The organism is Psychrobacter sp. HII-4 (genome assembly GCF_904846595.1).
Lineage (GTDB): Bacteria > Pseudomonadota > Gammaproteobacteria > Pseudomonadales > Moraxellaceae > Psychrobacter > Psychrobacter celer.
Genome location: NZ_CAJHBJ010000039.1, coordinates 1 through 18,999, shown reverse-complemented (window position 1 = coordinate 18,999; position 18,999 = coordinate 1). Strand labels below are relative to the sequence as shown.

The 18,999-nt window shown below is 46.7% G+C and carries 13 protein-coding genes, 2 pseudogenes and 2 riboswitches; of the genes and pseudogenes, 8 read left to right on the top strand and 7 right to left on the bottom strand.

Annotation, left to right across the window (positions count from 1 at the left end):
• From JMX98_RS14105 to JMX98_RS12180, 3 genes and pseudogenes are all read left to right on the top strand, one after another.
• Positions 1–109 (top strand): annotated as a pseudogene (locus tag JMX98_RS14105) (IS5/IS1182 family transposase); the annotation flags it as partial.
• A 16-nt stretch (positions 110–125) separates the two neighbouring features.
• A pseudogene (locus JMX98_RS12185) lies at positions 126–1,415 on the top strand (FMN-binding glutamate synthase family protein); the annotation flags it as partial.
• A 57-nt stretch (positions 1,416–1,472) separates the two neighbouring features.
• Positions 1,473–2,285 (top strand): phosphodiester glycosidase family protein, encoded by an 813-nt coding sequence (locus JMX98_RS12180; RefSeq protein WP_201586948.1) that lies wholly within the window; start codon positions 1,473–1,475, stop codon positions 2,283–2,285.
• 187 nt (positions 2,286–2,472) lie between these two features.
• Here the strand turns inward: JMX98_RS12180 and JMX98_RS12175 are convergent, their stop codons facing one another.
• The 6 genes from JMX98_RS12175 to JMX98_RS12150 form a co-directional block, all read right to left on the bottom strand.
• Complete coding sequence (locus tag JMX98_RS12175) at positions 2,473–3,681, bottom strand: globin domain-containing protein (protein WP_201586945.1); 1,209 nt, start codon at positions 3,679–3,681, stop codon at positions 2,473–2,475.
• A 343-nt stretch (positions 3,682–4,024) separates the two neighbouring features.
• A complete protein-coding gene (locus JMX98_RS12170) occupies positions 4,025–5,248 on the bottom strand; it encodes a vWA domain-containing protein (protein ID WP_201586943.1) in 1,224 nt (407 codons plus the stop codon).
• 2 nt (positions 5,249–5,250) lie between these two features.
• Entirely contained in the window at positions 5,251–7,380 is a 2,130-nt protein-coding gene (locus JMX98_RS12165; RefSeq protein WP_201586940.1) for a hypothetical protein, read from the bottom strand.
• Positions 7,381–7,393: 13 nt separating this feature from the next.
• Complete coding sequence (locus JMX98_RS12160; protein WP_105245130.1) at positions 7,394–8,248, bottom strand: AAA family ATPase; 855 nt, start codon at positions 8,246–8,248, stop codon at positions 7,394–7,396.
• 422 nt (positions 8,249–8,670) lie between these two features.
• A complete protein-coding gene (locus JMX98_RS12155) occupies positions 8,671–9,321 on the bottom strand; it encodes a hypothetical protein (protein ID WP_227680164.1) in 651 nt (216 codons plus the stop codon).
• Between the two features lie 243 nt (positions 9,322–9,564).
• Entirely contained in the window at positions 9,565–9,885 is a 321-nt protein-coding gene (locus tag JMX98_RS12150; protein WP_201586938.1) for a YcgL domain-containing protein, read from the bottom strand.
• Between the two features lie 248 nt (positions 9,886–10,133).
• Positions 10,134–10,312, top strand: a riboswitch (glycine riboswitch).
• A gap of 50 nt (positions 10,313–10,362) precedes the next feature.
• A riboswitch (glycine riboswitch) is annotated at positions 10,363–10,520 on the top strand.
• A gap of 178 nt (positions 10,521–10,698) precedes the next feature.
• On the opposite strand from JMX98_RS12150, the gene gcvT reads away from it, so the two are divergent.
• The 5 genes from gcvT to JMX98_RS12125 all read left to right on the top strand — a co-directional run bounded on the left by gcvT (position 10,699) and on the right by JMX98_RS12125 (position 17,356).
• Positions 10,699–11,883 carry a glycine cleavage system aminomethyltransferase GcvT gene (gene gcvT / locus JMX98_RS12145; RefSeq protein WP_201586936.1) on the top strand — a complete coding sequence of 395 codons (1,185 nt, stop codon included), beginning with the start codon at positions 10,699–10,701 and terminating at the stop codon, positions 11,881–11,883.
• A gap of 67 nt (positions 11,884–11,950) precedes the next feature.
• Positions 11,951–12,331, top strand: coding sequence for a glycine cleavage system protein GcvH (gene gcvH / locus JMX98_RS12140; protein ID WP_075101105.1), 381 nt, complete (start codon positions 11,951–11,953; stop codon positions 12,329–12,331).
• Between the two features lie 437 nt (positions 12,332–12,768).
• Positions 12,769–13,527, top strand: coding sequence for a nitroreductase family protein (locus JMX98_RS12135; RefSeq protein ID WP_105245127.1), 759 nt, complete (start codon positions 12,769–12,771; stop codon positions 13,525–13,527).
• Between the two features lie 83 nt (positions 13,528–13,610).
• Complete coding sequence (gcvP, locus tag JMX98_RS12130; protein WP_201586934.1) at positions 13,611–16,508, top strand: aminomethyl-transferring glycine dehydrogenase; 2,898 nt, start codon at positions 13,611–13,613, stop codon at positions 16,506–16,508.
• 173 nt (positions 16,509–16,681) lie between these two features.
• Entirely contained in the window at positions 16,682–17,356 is a 675-nt protein-coding gene (locus JMX98_RS12125; protein ID WP_201586932.1) for an esterase/lipase family protein, read from the top strand.
• Between the two features lie 55 nt (positions 17,357–17,411).
• Here the strand turns inward: JMX98_RS12125 and JMX98_RS12120 are convergent, their stop codons facing one another.
• Positions 17,412–18,725 (bottom strand): ribonuclease D, encoded by a 1,314-nt coding sequence (locus JMX98_RS12120; RefSeq protein WP_201586928.1) that lies wholly within the window; start codon positions 18,723–18,725, stop codon positions 17,412–17,414.
• Positions 18,726–18,999 lie beyond the last annotated feature (274 nt).

The following is an 18,999-nucleotide window of genomic DNA, read 5'->3' as shown; positions in this document are numbered from 1 at the left end:
AATCAAGTTGTTCAAAATCGTGGCTCATAAATATCGTAACCGTCGTCAGCGCTATGATCTTAGAATGAAGCTGTTTGCTGGTATCATTAATTTCGAGCTAAACCTATGACTTTTGCAAGAGGTCTAATATCTCAGCGATGAGTTTTGGTAGTTTGTCTGCCAATGCGATTATGGCGCTTAACCAAGGTGCCAAGATGGGCGGGTTTACCCATGATACGGGAGAAGGTGCCATCAGCCCTTATCACCGTAAGTTTGGCGGCGACTTAATTTGGGAAATTGGCACGGGGTATTTTGGCTGCCGTGATGACCACGGCAACTTTGACCCACAGTCTTTTGCCGAAAAAGCCGTCGATCCCCAAGTAAAAATGATCGAAATTAAACTCTCACAAGGTGCCAAGCCGGGTAAAGGCGGCGTCTTGCCAAGCGAAAAAATCACCGCAGAGATTGCCCAAACCCGCCAAGTACCCATGGGTCAAGACTGCGTATCGCCTTCATCACATAGCGCGTTTAGCACGCCGCGTGAGCTGGTCGCATTTTGGCAGCAGCTGCGTGAGCTATCGGGCGGCAAGCCAGTTGGCTTTAAGCTCTGCGTGGGTCAGCCTTGGCAGTTTATGGCGATTGTCAAAGCCATGATAGAAAAAGACAACTACCCTGATTTTATCGTCATTGATGGCTCAGAAGGCGGCACAGGCGCGGCGCCCGTTGAATTTATGGACAACGTCGGTATGCCCATGGTCGAAGGGTTTTTGTTGGTGCATAATACCTTGGTCGGTGCAGGCATCCGTGACAAAATCAAGCTCGGTGTCAGTGGTAAGATTGTCTCAGGATTTGATATTGCCCGTATGATTGCCCTTGGTGCTGACTGGTGTAACTCTGCCCGTGGCTTTATGTTTGCGGTTGGCTGTATTCAGTCGCGCTCATGCCATACCAACACTTGCCCTGTCGGCGTGGCAACGCAAGACCCTTATCGTCAAAAAGCGCTGGATGTACCGAGCAAAGCTGAGCGCGTGGCAAACTTCCATAAAAACACCCTCAAGTCCCTAGCCAGTATCGTCGGCGCAGTCGGTCTGCAGCACCCAAGCCAATTGCAGCCGTATCATATCGCGCGCCGCCTCGATGATGGTCAAATCAAACTTCTCTCAAAGTTCTTTTACTTTGCTGACCAAGGGGCTTTGCTAGAACAAAATGCGCGTGCCGATGTCTTTAATCAGATGTGGGTGATGGCCAATCCTGATAGCTTCTTGGCCAACAACGACGCCCTTATCGCTTATAACAAAGACTCGCGTGATAAAGGCAAAGAGACCAATGCGCCAACTGAAAAAACCACAGCTATCGCCGAGGACATCATCGATGGTGGCATGCTCATCGGTAACGTCAACAATACCTTTCGCGACTTACCGCCTGATCATGACTAGTCGCGTATCACCGCTGACCTGCGGTATCCTGTACTCACAAATAAAGGCCGCCGACTGATGCCAAGTGCCACCTCACTCGCCACGCTAGCAAGCGTGGCCCTACTCGCGCTGAGCCTCAGCGCCTGCTCCCCTGCGGCCACTGACGCTGCTAGCGACTCATCGCAGTGGGCCTGTCAGGTACAGCAGGCGCCGTTTGCTTATAGCGCCTGTGCGATTGAGGCGTCAGCGCTGGGTGATAAGCGGCATGTGCTACAGTTATTTTGGCAACAGCCTGATAGTACGCAGCCTTTACTCAGCTTTGATGAATTGTTGGCGGCGCTACCAGCCGGCCAGACTCTCAGCTTTGCCATGAATGCTGGCATGTATAATGAGCGCTTTGCCCCTATTGGCTATACTGTCATCGAAGGGGTAGAAAAGCGCGCCTTAAACCTAAGGTCAGGCGGTGGCAATTTTCATTTATTGCCCAATGGTGTAATGTGGTGGGAGCGTGACGGCAAGGTGCAGATCACAGAATCTCAAGCATTCAGCGAGCAGCTAAACGGCGGGCAAGCGCAGCCATGGTATGCCACTCAATCAGGGCCGATGCTGGTGATTCAAGATCAAATACACCCAAAGTTTAACCCCGAAAGCCAATCCGCTAAAATCAGAAACGGGGCTGGCGTTTGTCGTGATGGTCGCATTCGGTTTGTCCATAGCGACGAGCCTGTGACCTTTTATCAATTTGCGACTTTGTTTAAGGAATACTTGGGCTGCCCGAATGCCTTGTTTTTAGATGGCGGCGTGGCCTCGGCTCTATACGCGCCCAGCATCAATCGGCACGATAAAAAACAGATGGGTGTGATGATTGGACTGGTCGACAGCTCTGACTAGACCCTATTAGGGCGTATCCTCAATTCAATCGCTAGCCATCTAAATGAGGATACACCTAAACTACAAACGCAAAAAAGCACCTAAATAATAAAAATATTTAGGTGCTTTTGTATGTGACACGCCCATGACTGCGCTGGACGTTAACATTTTATTGACCAAGCCGCCACTGGTCAAAGTCGATGCAAGATTAGCTACCCAAACTCATTTTGGGGCCAAACGGCTCATAATGTACACTATCCACGCCATGATCGAGCGTCATGAGCCCATCGATCATACTCTCCATAAATGGCATTGAGCCACAGACATAAATGTCCGCAGGCTTAGGTAAGTTGGCAAGCCATGCGGCGTCCAATAGCTGTCCTGACTCAAAGTAAAAAACATGCCTCTCTACCGTTTCAGCTTTCGCTAGCAGTGCCTCGACCTTGTCTGCAAAGGCGTGATGTGCTTTGTTTTGGCAGGCATATACCCAGATGATCGGCCGCTTTGGATTGGCCATAATCTGCGCCTCCAACATAGCCAGTACAGGTGTCACCCCTACGCCCGCGCTCATCAGCACCAGTGGTACCTCATTTTGGGTCATCAGGTGTTGCTCCAGCACAAAGTCGCCAGCAGGGGCAGATAACAAAATCGTATCACCGACGTTTATGTGGTCATGCAGATGGTTTGAGACCAAACCATGATGCGCGTTGCGATTGTCGCGTCTGACTGCAAACTTGATGCCCTCTTCGGTATTTGCTGAGTACAGAGAATAGTGACGCAAAGCGGTGTGATCGCTGTCTTTGGGTTCTGTTTTTACAGTGATGTATTGTCCAGCACTCAAACGCATTTTATGTAAATCAATCGCTTGATGGTTTGCCGTATCGCCGTCTTTATACTCATTGCTGGGTACCGCGGTAAAGGCGGCAATATCCGTCGCCACCGCGGTCTTTTTTGTTACGGTAAATAGCGCAAAGCCTTGCCACAGCGCAGACTCATACATGTCTTGCTCGATTTGGATAAACACCGAAGCAATCTCATCATAAGCCTCTGTCCAAGCATGGATAATCTCATCCGTTGCCGCCTCACCCAGCACTTCTTTTATCGCGCCGATAAGATGCTTACCAACGATAGGATAATGCTCAGGTAAAATCTGCAGGGCTCGATGCTTATGGCTGATTTGGGTGACTTGCGGCAGTAGCATTGCCAGCTTGTCCAGATGCTTTGCTGCCGCCAGCACTGTCATCGCCAGCGCCGTCTGCTGACGCCCAAGCTTTTGATTGGTTTCATTAAAGATATCCAGCAGCTCAGGATGCTCAGCAAACATGTTTTTATAAAACACCGTGGTGATGGCGGTGCCGTGCTCTTCGAGTACAGGTACGGTGGCGGTGACGATTTCTAGGGTTTTTGGTGAAGCCATGATAACTCTCTTAGTGATTGCTATATAAAAAGGTTGCTACTGATAAATGAGTCTTTTCACAAATGTTTATAAAGTGATTAAAGATTGCTTAACTTAAATAGTTAGCTGACATACTTTATAAGATTCATTTTAAATGAATGTTAACACATTTTATTACGTATACCAATGCGCTATCGCTATTCAGCCGTTTTTTAAGCAAAAAAAGCAGCCATGATGATATCAATGACTGCTTATGAAAAAACACTAATTCCAGCTATACTAATGATTTATAAAGACAAATATCAGCATTGGAAGCCGCTCACTATCTTTAAAAAACCATATATATCAACACCCTACTATAAAATCAACGCGCCATATAGTCGGTCATTTCCTCAACCCCATGTAGCGTCATCGGATACATTTTATGATCAAATAGCTTTTTGATTTCACCGATGGTCTGAGTATATTGCCAGTACGCGGGGTTTTCTGGGTTGAGCCACGCCACTTTATCAAAGTGCTCAAGTACACGTTTTAGCCACACTATACCCGCTTCGTTATTCATATATTCGACGCTACCGCCCACCGAAAACAGCTCATAGGGCGACATCGACGCATCGCCGACAAAGATGACGCGATACTCACGGCCATAGGTATTGAGCAGCTCAAAAGTCGGCATCGGGGCACTGTGCCGACGGTTATTGTCCTTCCAGACGTAGTCATACAGACAATTATGAAAATAAAAAAACTCTAAGGTCTTAAATTCGTTTTTTGCCGCCGAAAACAGTTTTTCTAGCGCCTCGACATGGATATCCATACTACCGCCGACATCGAACAGCATCAACACTTTAACGCGATTGCGGCGCTCAGCTTGCATATGAATATCGAGTACGCCTTTTTTGGCCGTGCGCTTGATGGTCTCATGGATATCGAGCTCGTCGGCGCTGCCAGTACGGGCAAACTGGCGCAAGTTGCGTAGCGCCATCTGAATCTGGCGCGTGCCCAGCTGATTGTCATCATCGAGGTTACGATATTTGCGCTGCTCCCAGACTTTGACCGCACTGCGTTTCCGCGACTCACCGCCGACGCGCACCCCTTCAGGATGATCACCATAAGCGCCAAACGGTGAGGTGCCGCCAGTACCGACCCATTTGCTTCCGCCCTGATGACGCTCTTTTTGCTCCTTTAGACGCTCTTCAAGTGCCTTCATCAACTCCTCAAGCGAGCCGTATTTTTTGAGCAAGCGCCGCTGCGCTTCGGTCAAATTTTTGGGATCTAGCTTGAGATCGAGCCACTCTTTTGGGATATCTGTCAGCTTGTTCATCAGCTCATCGATATCTAAGCTGTCGATACCTTCAAAATAATCGGCCATGGCGCGGTCAAATTTATCAAAATGACGCTCATCTTTGACCATACAGAGGCGAATCAGTCGGTACATATCCTCGCGACTGGCAAAGGTAGACAGCGCTGGGTTTTCAGGATGTGGCTGCATCATCAGCCCCTGCTCGAGCGCAGCGTTTAGATCAAGCAGCTCGCGCGTGCTGACTGGCACGCCGTAAGTCCGCAGGGTGTAGAATAATTTTATGAACATGATTATGCCTTTAATGTAGAAGCAGGATTTGACTCTTGGATTGAACTTATAAGCGGTAAGTTATCAAGCCAAAACTTATTGTCCTCAATAGTCTCAATCACTGCATCTAAACTCTCTTCCAATGTACCAGAGCCGCTTTTATCATCATTATTTTTGAGCGTATCTGAGAAGTACTGCTTGTGTCCGTTTAAAATAATAACCAACTCTTCAAAAGATATTTTTAAAAACCCGTCAATATACTCGTGATCAAACTCTAACGTCGTGTCTACAATCCACGAGTGTATGCTAAATTTAGAGCTATCAAGTCCTAGGCTAGGTAAAAAAACGTCGCTAACATAGCTAGACTTACGTGACAATTGGTACGCAGCTTTTTTCAGTACAAAATTTTTGTACTCATATATTTCTTTCACACTACTTTTTACATAAGTGGATTTAAGCTCAATAACCAAAACCTTATTATCTGTTATTACAATCGCATCTATCTCACCCACTCCAGCCTCTGAAGGCTCATACTGACTATAGACTTCACCTTTATATTTAGCCAATAGCCCAGCTAAATTCTGCTCCATCAAATCGGTTTCAGATTTCAAGCCAGCTCGGTTTTTATACAATTTTCTAAAGGTATTTATGGTAGCTGTATTGAAGTTTTTTTGAAAAGTTACCCATGGTAATGAAAACATATAACCATCAAGCTTATAAAAAGATTTCTCCCCATAAGAAGAGCTTTCATCCTCTCGTAAATCTTGCGACCAAAAGTCCAAAATACGATTCATCTCTCTCTTTTTTGAATTTCCGCTACCTTCTAATATCCAATCTGACATCTTAATAGCTCTATCTTTAATTTTTGCGTGATTTAAAGGCATTCTATCTTGACCTCTAGAGACACCTTGCATCACTAATTTTTCTAATACCATGAAAGGATGAGCTTTAATGCTAAAAGCAATGTCTTTAAATGGTTTAACAAAGTTATATTCAAAATGTGCCTGAATCATTAGCATAGTGAATATTAAAGCAGATAAATCATACTGCTCGCCGAATTCAGCTTTATTAATGCCATAAATCTCTTCTAGTTGTAAAATAATACCTTGCGTTTTTGCCAAAGCTGTTATGTTAGCTTCATAATTGACTCCTTTATCCAATCGAATTAGATAAGGATTTTTATCTAAAGAGTTAAATGCTCTGTATAACCAATAACTAGATAAAATAGATAGTTTATCTGAAAATTTATCAGTCTCTTTATTACTGTACACAAGTTTTATTTTTTCATTCTGTATATAGTAATTTACTTCTAAGTCAAAACAATAAGCATTTATGACTTGATCACGATACAAATCAATCTCAACCTGACAAGCAACCATTTTTTTAAAATCATCATAACGACTCATGAGTTTGTCGTTCGGTGTCTGCCCTAATATAAAAGGCATCATATTATTTTTAAAAATTGATGCTAATGTTTTTTCTGTAAATTCTTTTTTTTGAATATTAGCACTGGTAATAATGTGATTAAATGCTCTCCATACATTCTCAACTGGTATGTATTCTTCAATGCCATGTTGATAAGGAATTTGGGTATAAAGATTGTCTATACTTTTCGGATTCAGTATCAAATATTCACAAGCATATAAACTACTAAATATCATGGCTGTAATCTGATCCAATTGCAGCTGGTTTTTAAGATTTTTATAGGCACTGAGACGCTCTTGATACTGTAGCTGAATATACTTGGCGGTACATAAAAAATCATTAAATTCTGACAGATCAATTTGACTGTTTATTTCGCTCAAAACTGACCAAGAGCAATGGTCAGATTGAGCAATAATCCCTGACTGTCGTATTGCTTTGACCACACTGTTTGGATTGCGTTCTAACAACTTGGTCACTATTTCTTTATCAATTGATTTTGAACGAACGTACTGACTCAAAGCAAGAATGAAGTTCTCACTGCTCATCTGCTCCGCTGTCAGATTGTCTATAAAATGAGACTGCCAAAAGTCGTCTAGCTTATCAGATATACGGTTAAACTTACTCGATGTACTACTCCTGAAAAGCAGTACATCAAGCGTCTTTGCTAATGCTTCATCATTGTTTTTATTTTCTAAAACAAACGCATCAAACTGTTGATCAAAGTACAATATAGAGCTCCTTTTAACGACGCATCATGTTGGCAAAACGCTGCAACAAGCTCACATCCGCTTCGTTTTTGAGTAGCGCGCCATATAGCGGCGGGATCGATTTTTCACCGCGCAAGTTTTCTTCTAGCTCTTGTTGTGCCATATCATCGGCAAGCAATAAGGTAAGCCAATCGACCAATTCCGACGTTGATGGTGGTTTTTTAAGCCCTTGAATACCGCGCAGCTTATAAAAGATATCCAGCGCATCATTGACCAGTTTTTCTTGGATATTGGGGAAATGCACCTCAATGATTTGACGCATGGTGTGCTCATCAGGGAAGTCGATGTAGTGAAAAAAGCAGCGGCGCAAAAATGCGTCGGGCAGCTCTTTTTCGTTGTTTGAGGTGATAATCACCACTGGGCGCTGCTCGGCGGTGATGGTCTCGCCTGTCTCATAAACATAAAACGACATTTTATCAAGCTCATGCAGCAAGTCATTGGGGAACTCGATATCGGCTTTGTCGATCTCATCAATCAATAGGACACTGCGCTCTTGACTGGTAAAAGCCTCCCAAAGCTTACCGGGTTTGATATAATTGCCAATCTCATACACCTTGTCGTCACCGAGCTGCGAATCGCGCAAGCGTGAGACCGCATCATACTCATACAGCCCTTGCTCAGCTTTGGTGGTTGACTTGATATGCCAAGTAATCAGCGGCATCCCCAAACTCTGCGCCACCTCTTCGGCCAGCAGTGTTTTACCAGTGCCAGGCTCACCTTTGATCAGTAGCGGTTTTTGTAGTGTCATCGCTGCATTGACTGCCAGTTGTAAATCATCGGTGGCGATATAGCTTTGTGTGCCGGTAAAGGTATGGTTGGTCTTGTCCATCTTGGTCGTCATAGTAAAGTCTCAGTTATCGTTATTAATAAAGTATTTTATAAAATAGCACTCACAAATTAGAGTAGCATAGGCTGATGGATTGCCAAAATACTCATGCGTTCGTCATCCTTCCGATCAGCACTTCTTACGCCCTAAATATGGTGCATAATGATTAGCCATAAAAAAAGACACACATGGTGTCTTTTTTTCAGTTACTTTATAGTTAGCTGAATATAAAACTGTTATGGATTTAAGCGCGCTACTGGTATAAATTTTACTTGCGTGCTGCGTTCCCAGAGGCTGCGCAAAATTCATCCCAGTAGCGCTATGATATTTTTAGAGTGTATCGACTATATAGTCATTAAGTTTATAGTTATCGAGCTTATAGTCATTGAGCAAATTAAACCATGCCGCTATTGACGCCCAGCTCCTCACCCTTTGTCTATCGTATCGTTGGGATTGGCCTGTTTAGACAGTATGCCCTCATTTTTGGCACCGCGCTTTTTGAGATTCAGCGTTTCGTCAGTCTCAGCTACTGGTGCGTGATCATGAACCTTCGCATGCTCAGTTATATCAGTGTTTTCGGCCAGATAATTGCCTTTGGTCAGCTGCATGGTCGCCTGCGTATCTGCGGCGGTGCGGCTCCGCGCTTTGTCTAGGCTCGACTCAAAAGCACCGCGTATCAGCTGCCAGACAAACCCAACAAACAAGCCCACCACCAGCACCACCATAATGGGCAACATATTGGCAATGGCACTTGTGTAGTCTTTCATCATAATCGCATACACCACACTGATACTGGCAGGGGCAATCTCACTAGGGTCATCGAGCGCGGTACCGGGCGCGAGCAATACGGCAAACAACACCATCCAGCTCATACCGCCGAGTGGACGCGGCAACATGCGCGCCACCAGCAGCCATAATATCAGTACGATCACCGTTCCCCCAAGATAGGCATACATGGGCAAATCGGCGGGTGGGACATCTTTTACCAGCTGTCCCCACCAAATAGCAATCTCTCCTAAGATATCACTGATACTCTCAAGCGGTAAGCGATGCAATATGTTTTTTAACCAGTCCATGCGTGTTTTATTACCTGCGTTTATCACCAGTAGCGCCAGCAGCGTCTATTGGTAGTGGGTAAGTTTTGCCGTACTAGGGCGTGTCCTCAATATGACAAAATATATAATAGACATCTGCACTTAACAGAAGATCAGTTTATCACGACTTCCTAGGATGTGTCCTCAATCGACACGATAAAGGCAAAGACACGCGTCTGAGTCTTGCATGCCTTTAGCCTTAAGTGCCATTAGCTTTGAATGCCATCAGTCATAAATACTATCTTGTGCTTCGCGGGCGCGTAGCTCTGCTTGGCGGCGCATGACATCTTGCGGCGGCAATTGCACAAAGTACCCTTGTGCTTGGAGCTTTGCCAGCACCTCTTCTTTATCGACGCGAGCCAGCTTCGAGGTGGCGGACAAATCCAGATGCATGACAAACTGACTACGCCCTAGCCCCGCACGAAACTCCTTGGGCAACACCCCCAGCCAGTCTTTAATCTCATCGGTATCATCTGGATAATCAGGACGCGCAATGTAGATGTACATATCATCATGTTTGGGAAACTTATAAATATCGCAATGCATAAAAACAACCTATCAAAATCTATCGCCATAGGTTAGCATATTTCGGGCAAACATCAGTAGTCGCTTTACGTTCTGCTATGGTAAACCGACTAGAAACTAACAACGCACTCAAGAGGACAAACACCGATATAACGCTGCCACCATGCCTTACTACTGACAATCGCTGGGACAAAAAAGACTTTTTGCCAAAATTATCGACTTTAATGGCGCAGATGGCTTGTAAAAGCGCGGTGAACCTTTCATAATAAAAACGTTTTTCAGGAGAGAGTCTGTAGGCGTACCTATCTGCTATCAGGTCATTGAAATAAAAGACCGGCAACGATACGTATCAGCCCATCGTGGTAATGTCCTATTGAGCATTATCCACAGACCACCGAAGGCGCATCCACCCTGCCAATCGCTCAGGTAAAAGGACTGAAAAACACATGTCATGATTGTTTTGCGGCGACACCTAACGCGTGGCCTACAAACATAAGACATAACAAATCTGGAGAGCGGTAAGGACGGACGACGCCTTACCCACCGAAGGGGAGAAAATGCGACAGCATCGTGATGGCAAGAGTAAAGCAAAGGCTTTAGAGACCACAACGATGTGCCGTATTGAAAATCTCAGGTGACAGGACAGATAGGGCTTTTGCTTAAACCGACGTTTGGCGTCTGTTTGGCTGATTGCTCTATTTTTTGTACCACCCTTGGTTGCGATACTTGCGCCCTGCAATATCGCTACTCACTATGATAATGCACTTCTGCCCTGCTACTTTGATAAGTTATGACTGATTATCAAATGCGGCTGATGTTCCATAAGGATTTGTTATGACCGATACTCACAATACCAGCACTCCAAGCACAAACACCGCAGCCCCCAAACGCACGCCCCTTTATCAGTCTCACGTCGATAGCGATGGCAAGCTGGTGGATTTTTCTGGTTGGGAGCTGCCCATCCATTATGGCTCACAAATCGAAGAGCACGAAGCGGTACGTACCGATGCCGGTATGTTTGACGTCTCACACATGGTCGTCGCCGATATCAAAGGCACAGATGCCAAAGCATGGCTACAAAAGCTACTAGCCAATGATGTCGCCAAACTAAAAACCGTTGGCAAAGCGCTGTACTCGCCGATGCTCAATGAGCAAGGCGGCATCATCGATGACCTAATCGTCTATCTAATGAATGAAGACGCCACCGAATATCGTATCGTCTCAAACGCGGCCACCCGTGATAAAAACATGGCACAGTTTCACAAAGTCGCAGCAGGTTTTGACATCAGCATCACCGAGCGCCCAGAGCTTGCCATGCTTGCCGTTCAAGGCCCCAATGCGGTCGAAAAACTTACACAAGCCAAACCAAGCTGGGCTGAGGTGTTAGCAGGCCTAAAACCTTTTGTCGGCGCTGATTTGACCGATATCGAAGGCACAGATTGGTTTGTCGCTCGTACCGGTTATACAGGCGAGGATGGCGTCGAAGTCATCATGCATGGCGATGATGCGCCAGCGTTCTTTGACTTATTAAAAGCTAATGGTATTAAGCCTGCTGGCCTCGGCGCGCGTGATACCTTGCGTATGGAAGCGGGCATGAACCTCTACGGTCACGACATGGACGAAGAAACCAGCCCGTATGAGTGCAACATGGGCTGGACGCTAGCGCTAAAAGACGAGCGTGAGTTTGTCGGTCGTGATGCCTTAGTCAGTAAGCGTCAACAAGCAAAAGACGACAACACCGCCATGAAACAAGTCGGCTTACTACTGACCACCCGCGGTGTCTTGCGTGAGGGCATGACCGTGACCATCAACCAAGGCACAGACAATGAGCAAACCGGTATCATCACCAGCGGTACCTTCTCCCCTAGCCTAAAAAACTCGATCGCGATTGCACGCGTGCCTGCCAGCTTATCAGATGAAGATAGCGTACAGGTCGACCTGCGCGGCAAAGGCAAGTTCGTCGATGTGCGCGTCGTAAAACTCCCTTTTGTCCGTAACGGCAAACAGCAGTTTGACTGATATCCCTGATAAATTTTATCATTAACATCCATTATTTTATTCACCATCCTCACTTAGGAGAGACCCCATGAGCAACATCCCAGCAGAACTAAAATACATCGCCAGTCACGAGTGGCTGCGTCTAGAAGAAGACGGTACGATCACTGTTGGTATCACTGACCATGCTCAAGACCTACTCGGCGACGTGGTATTTGTCGAATTGCCAGACGTTGGCGATATCCTCGCCGTCGACGACGAAATCTCTGTGGTCGAGTCTGTAAAAGCAGCCTCTGACGTCTATGCGCCTATCTCAGGTGAAGTGGTTGCGATCAACGAAGCACTAGAAGATGATCCAGAAATCATCAACTCTGACCCGTACGGCGAAGGCTGGTTCTTTAAAATCAAACCAGACAATATCGCCGATTACGAAGCATTGATGACCGCTGAAGAGTACGAAAACGAGCTGTAATCTACTCAGTCTTTGTTTAAATTTATATAAGCAACACGGCGGCTACTGGCGGCAGCTGGTATCTGTTTATCCTACTGTTAGGCCGTTTTTAAGCCGCTTTGAAAAACACAGCGGCAAAAACACGACTGCTAGGGTGTGTCCTCATGTTAAAAATGAGATAAATCACCGTCAAACAAAGAAAATAACGCAGATAATATCGAGATATTAATCAGCTATTTGACACCGTTTGGCCAGATTTAGCCATTTTTAGCCCATTTAGATGGCTATCGATTGAATTGAGGACAACGCCCTAAACAAACTGATTGGTTCTGATTGGTAATAATCTGATTTATCACGACGACTTACTTGTTAGATGCGGACGCGATTCGCGATTATAGCCCCAGCCCCGCTTTGATGACGCGCAAGTGGGTCACTCAATCCTCAGCATGGACTCTCTTATGACACCTGACAATGACAAAAAAACTGGCACTGCCACACTCGATCGCACAGCGACACTACAGGCGTTTTGTGACGTCGTGGAGTCTCGTCGTTCGGTGCGCCGTTTCACTGACACACCGATACCAGATGCCGTACTGGCAGACTGTCTGCGTCTGGCCATGCTGGCGCCCAACTCAAGCAATCTGCAGCCGTGGGAGTTTTATGTCATCGATGATGCAGACACACGCAAACGTGCGATAAAAAACTGCATGAACCAAAACGCGGCAAAAACCTCAGCGCGTCTCATTGCAGTGGTGGCGCGTACTGACGTGTGGCAAGACCACGCCCAACAGATATTGCGTGAATATCCTGATAAACCTGTCCCAAAAAAGGTAAAAGACTACTACAACAAAGTCGTTACTTTAGACTTTTTGCGCGGCCCTGCCAACATCGTCTCTGCAGCCAAATGGGGTGCAACTCAGGTCGCAAGACGCCTCAAAGGACCGATTAAGTCGCCTTACTATACCTTTGAAGACACCAAAAACTGGGCCACCAACAATACCGCGCTTGCCGCCCAAAACCTGATGCTGGCACTACGTGCACATGGCTTTGACAGCTGTCCGATGGGCGGCTTTGATGAGCCTGCGATGAAGCGACTATTAGGTTTAAGCGACGACCACCATATCGTCATGATGATTGGCGCAGGCGAGCGCGCTGACAATGGTATTTACAACACCCAGTTTCGCTTTGATCAAGCTCAATTTGTTCATTATGTCTAAACCCGTCATTAGTTATTAATATTAATAACTAATATCCGTTATTTTAGCCATCTCCTTTACCACTCCCTTAACCAAGGAATGTCATGACTATCTCTCAAAACCCAACGTTTGATACCTTCCAAGGATTATTTAACGAAGCTGAATTTGTCTATCGTCATTTAGGCTCAAACGATGCCAAACAAGCTGACTTGCTCAGCGCCGTTGGTTATCAAGATATGGCAAGCTTTATCAACGATACCGTGCCTGAGCCTGTGCGCTTGCACAAAGCGCTTGATCTACCAGTCGCGATGAGTGAGCATGCTGCACTTGCCAAGCTACGCACCATGGCAGACGACATCACGGTAAACAAAAGCTACATCGGTCAAGGCTACTCGCCAGTACGTATGCCTGCAGTCATTCAGCGTAACGTGCTAGAAAACCCAGGCTGGTACACCGCTTATACGCCTTATCAAGCAGAAATCGCTCAAGGTCGCCTAGAAGCATTGCTTAACTTCCAACAAGTATGTATCGACTTGACAGGGTTGGAGATGGCAGGCGCGTCACTACTTGATGAAGCAACGGCTGCGGCAGAAGCGATGGCGATGTCAAAGCGCGTGAGCAAAAGCAAATCAAACCAGTTTTTTGTGGATGAGCGCATCTATCCGCAGACCCTAGATGTCATCAACACTCGTGCCAAGTACTTCGGTTGGGAGGTCATCGTCGGTGATTTTGAAACCGCCAAATCAGGCGACTACTTTGGCGCGATTTTCCAATACGTCGGTGTTGAGGGCGATGTAAAAGACTTAACCGACGTCATCGCCGCGGTTAAGAAAAACAAAACCTACGTCAGCGTCGTCAGCGACATCATGAGCTTGGTGTTGTTAAAGTCACCAGCCGATATGGGCGCAGATGTGGCACTTGGTAGCACCCAGCGCTTTGGTATTCCAATGGGCTTTGGTGGTCCACACGCCGCCTATTTTGCTTTCTCTGACAAAGCCAAGCGCTCAGCACCTGGCCGTATCATTGGTGTGTCAAAAGATTCGCAAGGCAATACCGCGCTACGTATGGCACTGCAGACACGTGAGCAGCATATCCGCCGCGAAAAAGCCAACTCAAACATCTGTACCTCACAAGTATTGCTCGCCAACCTTGCAGGTATGTACGCGGTTTATCATGGTCCAGGCGGTGTCAAACGTATCGCCACTCGCATCCATGCGTTTGCAACTGCCTTTGCTGATGTGATCAAATCTGCGGCTGACAGCAAGCTAACCGTGGTGCATGAGCAGTTCTTTGACACCGTGGTTATCGATTGCGGCTCAGAAAAGCTGGCCACCCAAATCTTTGAAAACGCAGAAAACATTGGCTACAACTTATGGCGTCTAGGTACGACCAAGCTGAGCGTGGCCTTTAGTGAAACCAGCGACGCGCAAGACTTTAAGGCGCTAACGCAGTTGTTTGTCAGTAAAGCGCATGACTTGCCAGCAGAAGCCCGCTTGTCACTCGATAGCGCGCACTTGCGTACTGATGACATCCTGACCCATCCGGTATTTAACTCGCACCACACCGAGCACGAAATGCTGCGCTACCTAAAGTCGCTAGAAGACAAAGATTTGGCGATGAACCGCAGTATGATTTCACTTGGCAGCTGTACCATGAAGCTAAACGCCACCAGTGAGATGCTACCGATTACTTGGCCTGAATTTGCCAACGTGCACCCCTTTGCACCGCGCAGCCAAGTCACCGGCTATATCGCCATGATCGATAGCTTACAAGATCAGCTAAAAGCCATCACCGGCTTTGACGATGTATCGATGCAACCAAACTCAGGCGCTTCTGGTGAATACGCAGGCCTACTTGCCATTCGTCGCTATCATGAATCATTGGGCGAAACAGAGCGTGATGTGTGTCTGATCCCGCAGTCGGCGCACGGCACCAACCCTGCAACGGCCATGATGATGGGCATGAAAGTCGTCGTCGTCAAAACTGACGAAAACGGTAACGTAGATATTGAGGACTTGACGGCAAAATGTGAAGAGCATAGCGCAAGCCTAGGTGCGTTGATGATTACTTATCCATCGACGCACGGGGTGTTTGAAGAAGGCATTCGTCATATCTGTGACTTGATTCATAAGCATGGCGGTCAGGTCTATATGGATGGCGCCAACATGAACGCACAGGTCGGCATGATGCAGCCTGCTGATGTCGGTGCTGACGTACTACATATGAACTTGCATAAAACTTTCTGTATCCCGCATGGCGGCGGCGGTCCTGGCATGGGCCCTATCGGCATGAAGGCGCACTTGGCCCCCTTTATGGCCAACCATACGCTAAGCCCTGTGCATAATGCGCAAAAAGACTGCTCAGCGGTATCGGCAGCGCCTTATGGCTCAGCGAGTATCTTACCCATCTCTTGGATGTATATCACCATGATGGGCCGCGATGGTCTGCTAAAAGCCACGGAGCTTGCGCTCTTAAATGCCAACTATGTCGCCACTCAGCTACAAGACCACTACCCTGTTCTTTATACGGGCAAAAACGGCCGCGTTGCGCACGAGTGTATCATCGATATTCGCCCATTGAAGGAAGAAACTGGCATCACTGAGAGCGATATCGCCAAGCGCTTGATGGATTATGGTTTCCATTCACCAACCATGAGTTTCCCAGTTGCGGGTACGTTGATGATTGAGCCAACTGAGTCTGAGTCTGTCGAGGAATTGGACCGCTTTATCAGTGCACTTAAATCTATCAAAGCCGAGGCTATGAAGGCCAAAGCTGGCGAAGATGGTTGGACATTAGAAGACAATCCATTGGTCAATGCGCCGCACACCGCGGCGATGATTACCAGTGAAGAATGGTCGCATCCATATAGCCGTGATACCGCTGCATTCCCACTGCCGTACATCCGCGCTCATAAGTTCTGGCCAAGTGTGGCACGTGTCGATGACGCTTATGGCGATAAGAACCTTATGTGCTCTTGCCCAAGCATCGAAAACTATATGTAGTGTTAAAATATAGTTTTAAAAACGAATAAATAATGGCTATAACAATAAACCTCCAAGTCAGTAGCTGATTTGGAGGTTTTTATTTGGCTTGAGACATTTAGCGCTATACTATTCATATCATCAAGTTGTTAACCACCCGTTTTTAATAGATGTCATTTTTAATGGAAGTCAGCATGCACCAAAAAAACCGCATCATTCTCATCCATGGTCTGCATCAAACCGCTTGGATCATGCGACCATTAGCCAAACGTTTGCAAACGGCTGGCTTTAATACTCATCAATTTGGCTATCGTAGTCTGCGTGATGGCATCAAAACCAATAGCGCACGGCTCAATCGCTGGCTAGAAGAAAACCACCATCCTGACCAGCCAATCGATCTGGTCGGTCACAGTCTGGGCGGTTTGATTATTCGTGATTTCGTCACTCAGTATCCCAAGTGGCAAATTGGACGCTGCGTGACACTTGGTACGCCGCATGTGGGTAGTGTTTGTGCTGACTATATTTGGCGCTTGACCCCAGCGGTGGTGGGGCGTTCGTACGTCGATGCACTAGATGGCACGGTCGCGCCCGTACCGGAGCATATTACCTTAGGCGTGATTGCCGGTAATCGTCCTTATGGCTTAGGGCAGTTGTTTTTACAGTATCATAATCGCAAACTGCATCAGACAGACAACATACCATCAGCAGAACATCTACTACACGATGGTACGGTATATGTCTCAGAGACCAAAATCGATGCGGCGGCGGATCACATAGTCCTACCAGTCTCGCACACAGGAATGCTGGTCGACAAAGCGGTCGCCGAGCAGACCCAATATTTTTTACGACATGGACAGTTTAAACGCTAAAAATGCTCGACATTAAAAACACTAAGACCAACCAAACCTCATAGATAAGACTGTCTTAAGCTTTTATACCCATCCCTTGCTGTAGCTCGGTTTTATGCCCTTTAATCACCGGTATCAAGGTTTGTATCACCCATTTATGACGCCAGCCTTGCAGCCCTTCTGGCAGCTCGGTGAGGTCTTTATCAAAGGCAATGATTTCATAGAGCTGCGCCAGCCATTTTTTGCGCATCAAGACATTGGCAGGCACACCGATTTTTTCTGCGTGCGTATCGATCGCTTGCTGCACCGCTTTTGATAGGACTTTGTTTTTGGAGCGATATGGTGGTAGCAAGCAGGCAGGATGCTCAGCAGGATGCAGGTTTTTGGCTTCCTTAATCACTTTGAGCAACTCCTCACCATAGAGGCGTAGCATGCTGCGGTGCATGGTGGTTTTGTGCGCAAGCTCGCGCATGTTGCTGGGTTTTTCGGTGACAATTTCACGCACCGCTTGTTTTTTTATGACAAAGGTACGTGGCTGATTGGTCGCCCGTGCCAGCTCCTCACGCCATGTTGCCACTGCTTGCAGTATCGCCATCTGCTCAGAGGTATAACGATAATCCGCCATGCTAAGATACATCTCATCATCGGCCATGTGCTGCGTGTCATAGAGGTCACGGGCATATAGCTGACAATCCTCCCACACATAGTCAAAGAGACCTTGCTTTTTTAGCTCGTATTCAAGACTTAAATAAAGCGCAGGCAAAAACCGCACGTCATCAATCGCATACTGCTCTTGCTCATCTGATAGCGGACGCTGTAGCCAGTCAGACTGGCTTTGTTCTTTATCGATATGCATGTCTAACTGGTCATCAAGCGCTTGCTGATAACCCATTTGTAATTGACCCGTCAAATATGACAGTGCAATTTGCGTATCAAAGATGTTGGTGAGAGGCGGACAGCCAGACAACAGATAAAAAATACCCAAATCTTCGCCGCAAGCATGCCAAATCGCTACGTCTACCTCTGTCAAGGCTTGCCAAAAATCGTCCAATTGTAGTCGCGGTGCGTCTAATAGATAGATATGATCGCCTGTGTTGAGCTGCACCAAAGCCAAACGCGGATAGTAGGTATCGCGCTTGATAAATTCTGTATCTAACGCCACGCGCCCGCACGTCGCCAACGCCTCTATCACGTCAGCCAAACCCTCTTGCTCGCGTACCCATGTTACATCGGCGTCTTCAGCGATATCTAATAAAGCATCGATGTCAGGCTCAGGCGGCAGGTCTACTGACTCTGCACCGGTATTGACTGGCGTCGCCGGCTCGTCAGCGGTGGCCGCAGGCTCTGAATGATTGGATGGAGTAACAGCGGTTGAGATATGGTTGGACACGGGCAGATACCTGCAGAAATAGAAGAAAATAAAACGCTAAACCGCGCCTTAATAAAAGTGAATATCAAAACCATTATAACAATATCACAAAATAAAATGGACAAGACTTGGCTTCTATAGAGAATTTATAAAATTGATATAGAAAATACTAGGGCGTGTTGAACATTCGCAAATAGGCACTGCTGATCGCTAAAATTGTTCCAGACAAGGCACAAAGCGACGATAATGCAGATGCCTTAGCGAGATTTGTAACGCAGTATGGGGCAATTTTAGC

Excerpts from the sequence above, each read along its gene's own strand:
- JMX98_RS12180 (WP_201586948.1), top strand. The coding sequence starts at position 1,473 with ATGCCAAGTGCCACCTCACTCGCCACGCTAGCAAGCGTGGCCCTACTC.
- JMX98_RS12175 (WP_201586945.1), bottom strand. The coding sequence starts at position 3,681 with ATGGCTTCACCAAAAACCCTAGAAATCGTCACCGCCACCGTACCTGTA.
- JMX98_RS12170 (WP_201586943.1), bottom strand. The coding sequence starts at position 5,248 with ATGTTCATAAAATTATTCTACACCCTGCGGACTTACGGCGTGCCAGTC.
- JMX98_RS12160 (WP_105245130.1), bottom strand. The coding sequence starts at position 8,248 with ATGGACAAGACCAACCATACCTTTACCGGCACACAAAGCTATATCGCC.
- JMX98_RS12155 (WP_227680164.1), bottom strand. The coding sequence starts at position 9,321 with ATGGACTGGTTAAAAAACATATTGCATCGCTTACCGCTTGAGAGTATC.
- JMX98_RS12150 (WP_201586938.1), bottom strand. The coding sequence starts at position 9,885 with ATGCATTGCGATATTTATAAGTTTCCCAAACATGATGATATGTACATC.
- gcvT (WP_201586936.1), top strand. The coding sequence starts at position 10,699 with ATGACCGATACTCACAATACCAGCACTCCAAGCACAAACACCGCAGCC.
- gcvH (WP_075101105.1), top strand. The coding sequence starts at position 11,951 with ATGAGCAACATCCCAGCAGAACTAAAATACATCGCCAGTCACGAGTGG.
- JMX98_RS12135 (WP_105245127.1), top strand. The coding sequence starts at position 12,769 with ATGACACCTGACAATGACAAAAAAACTGGCACTGCCACACTCGATCGC.
- gcvP (WP_201586934.1), top strand. The coding sequence starts at position 13,611 with ATGACTATCTCTCAAAACCCAACGTTTGATACCTTCCAAGGATTATTT.
- JMX98_RS12125 (WP_201586932.1), top strand. The coding sequence starts at position 16,682 with ATGCACCAAAAAAACCGCATCATTCTCATCCATGGTCTGCATCAAACC.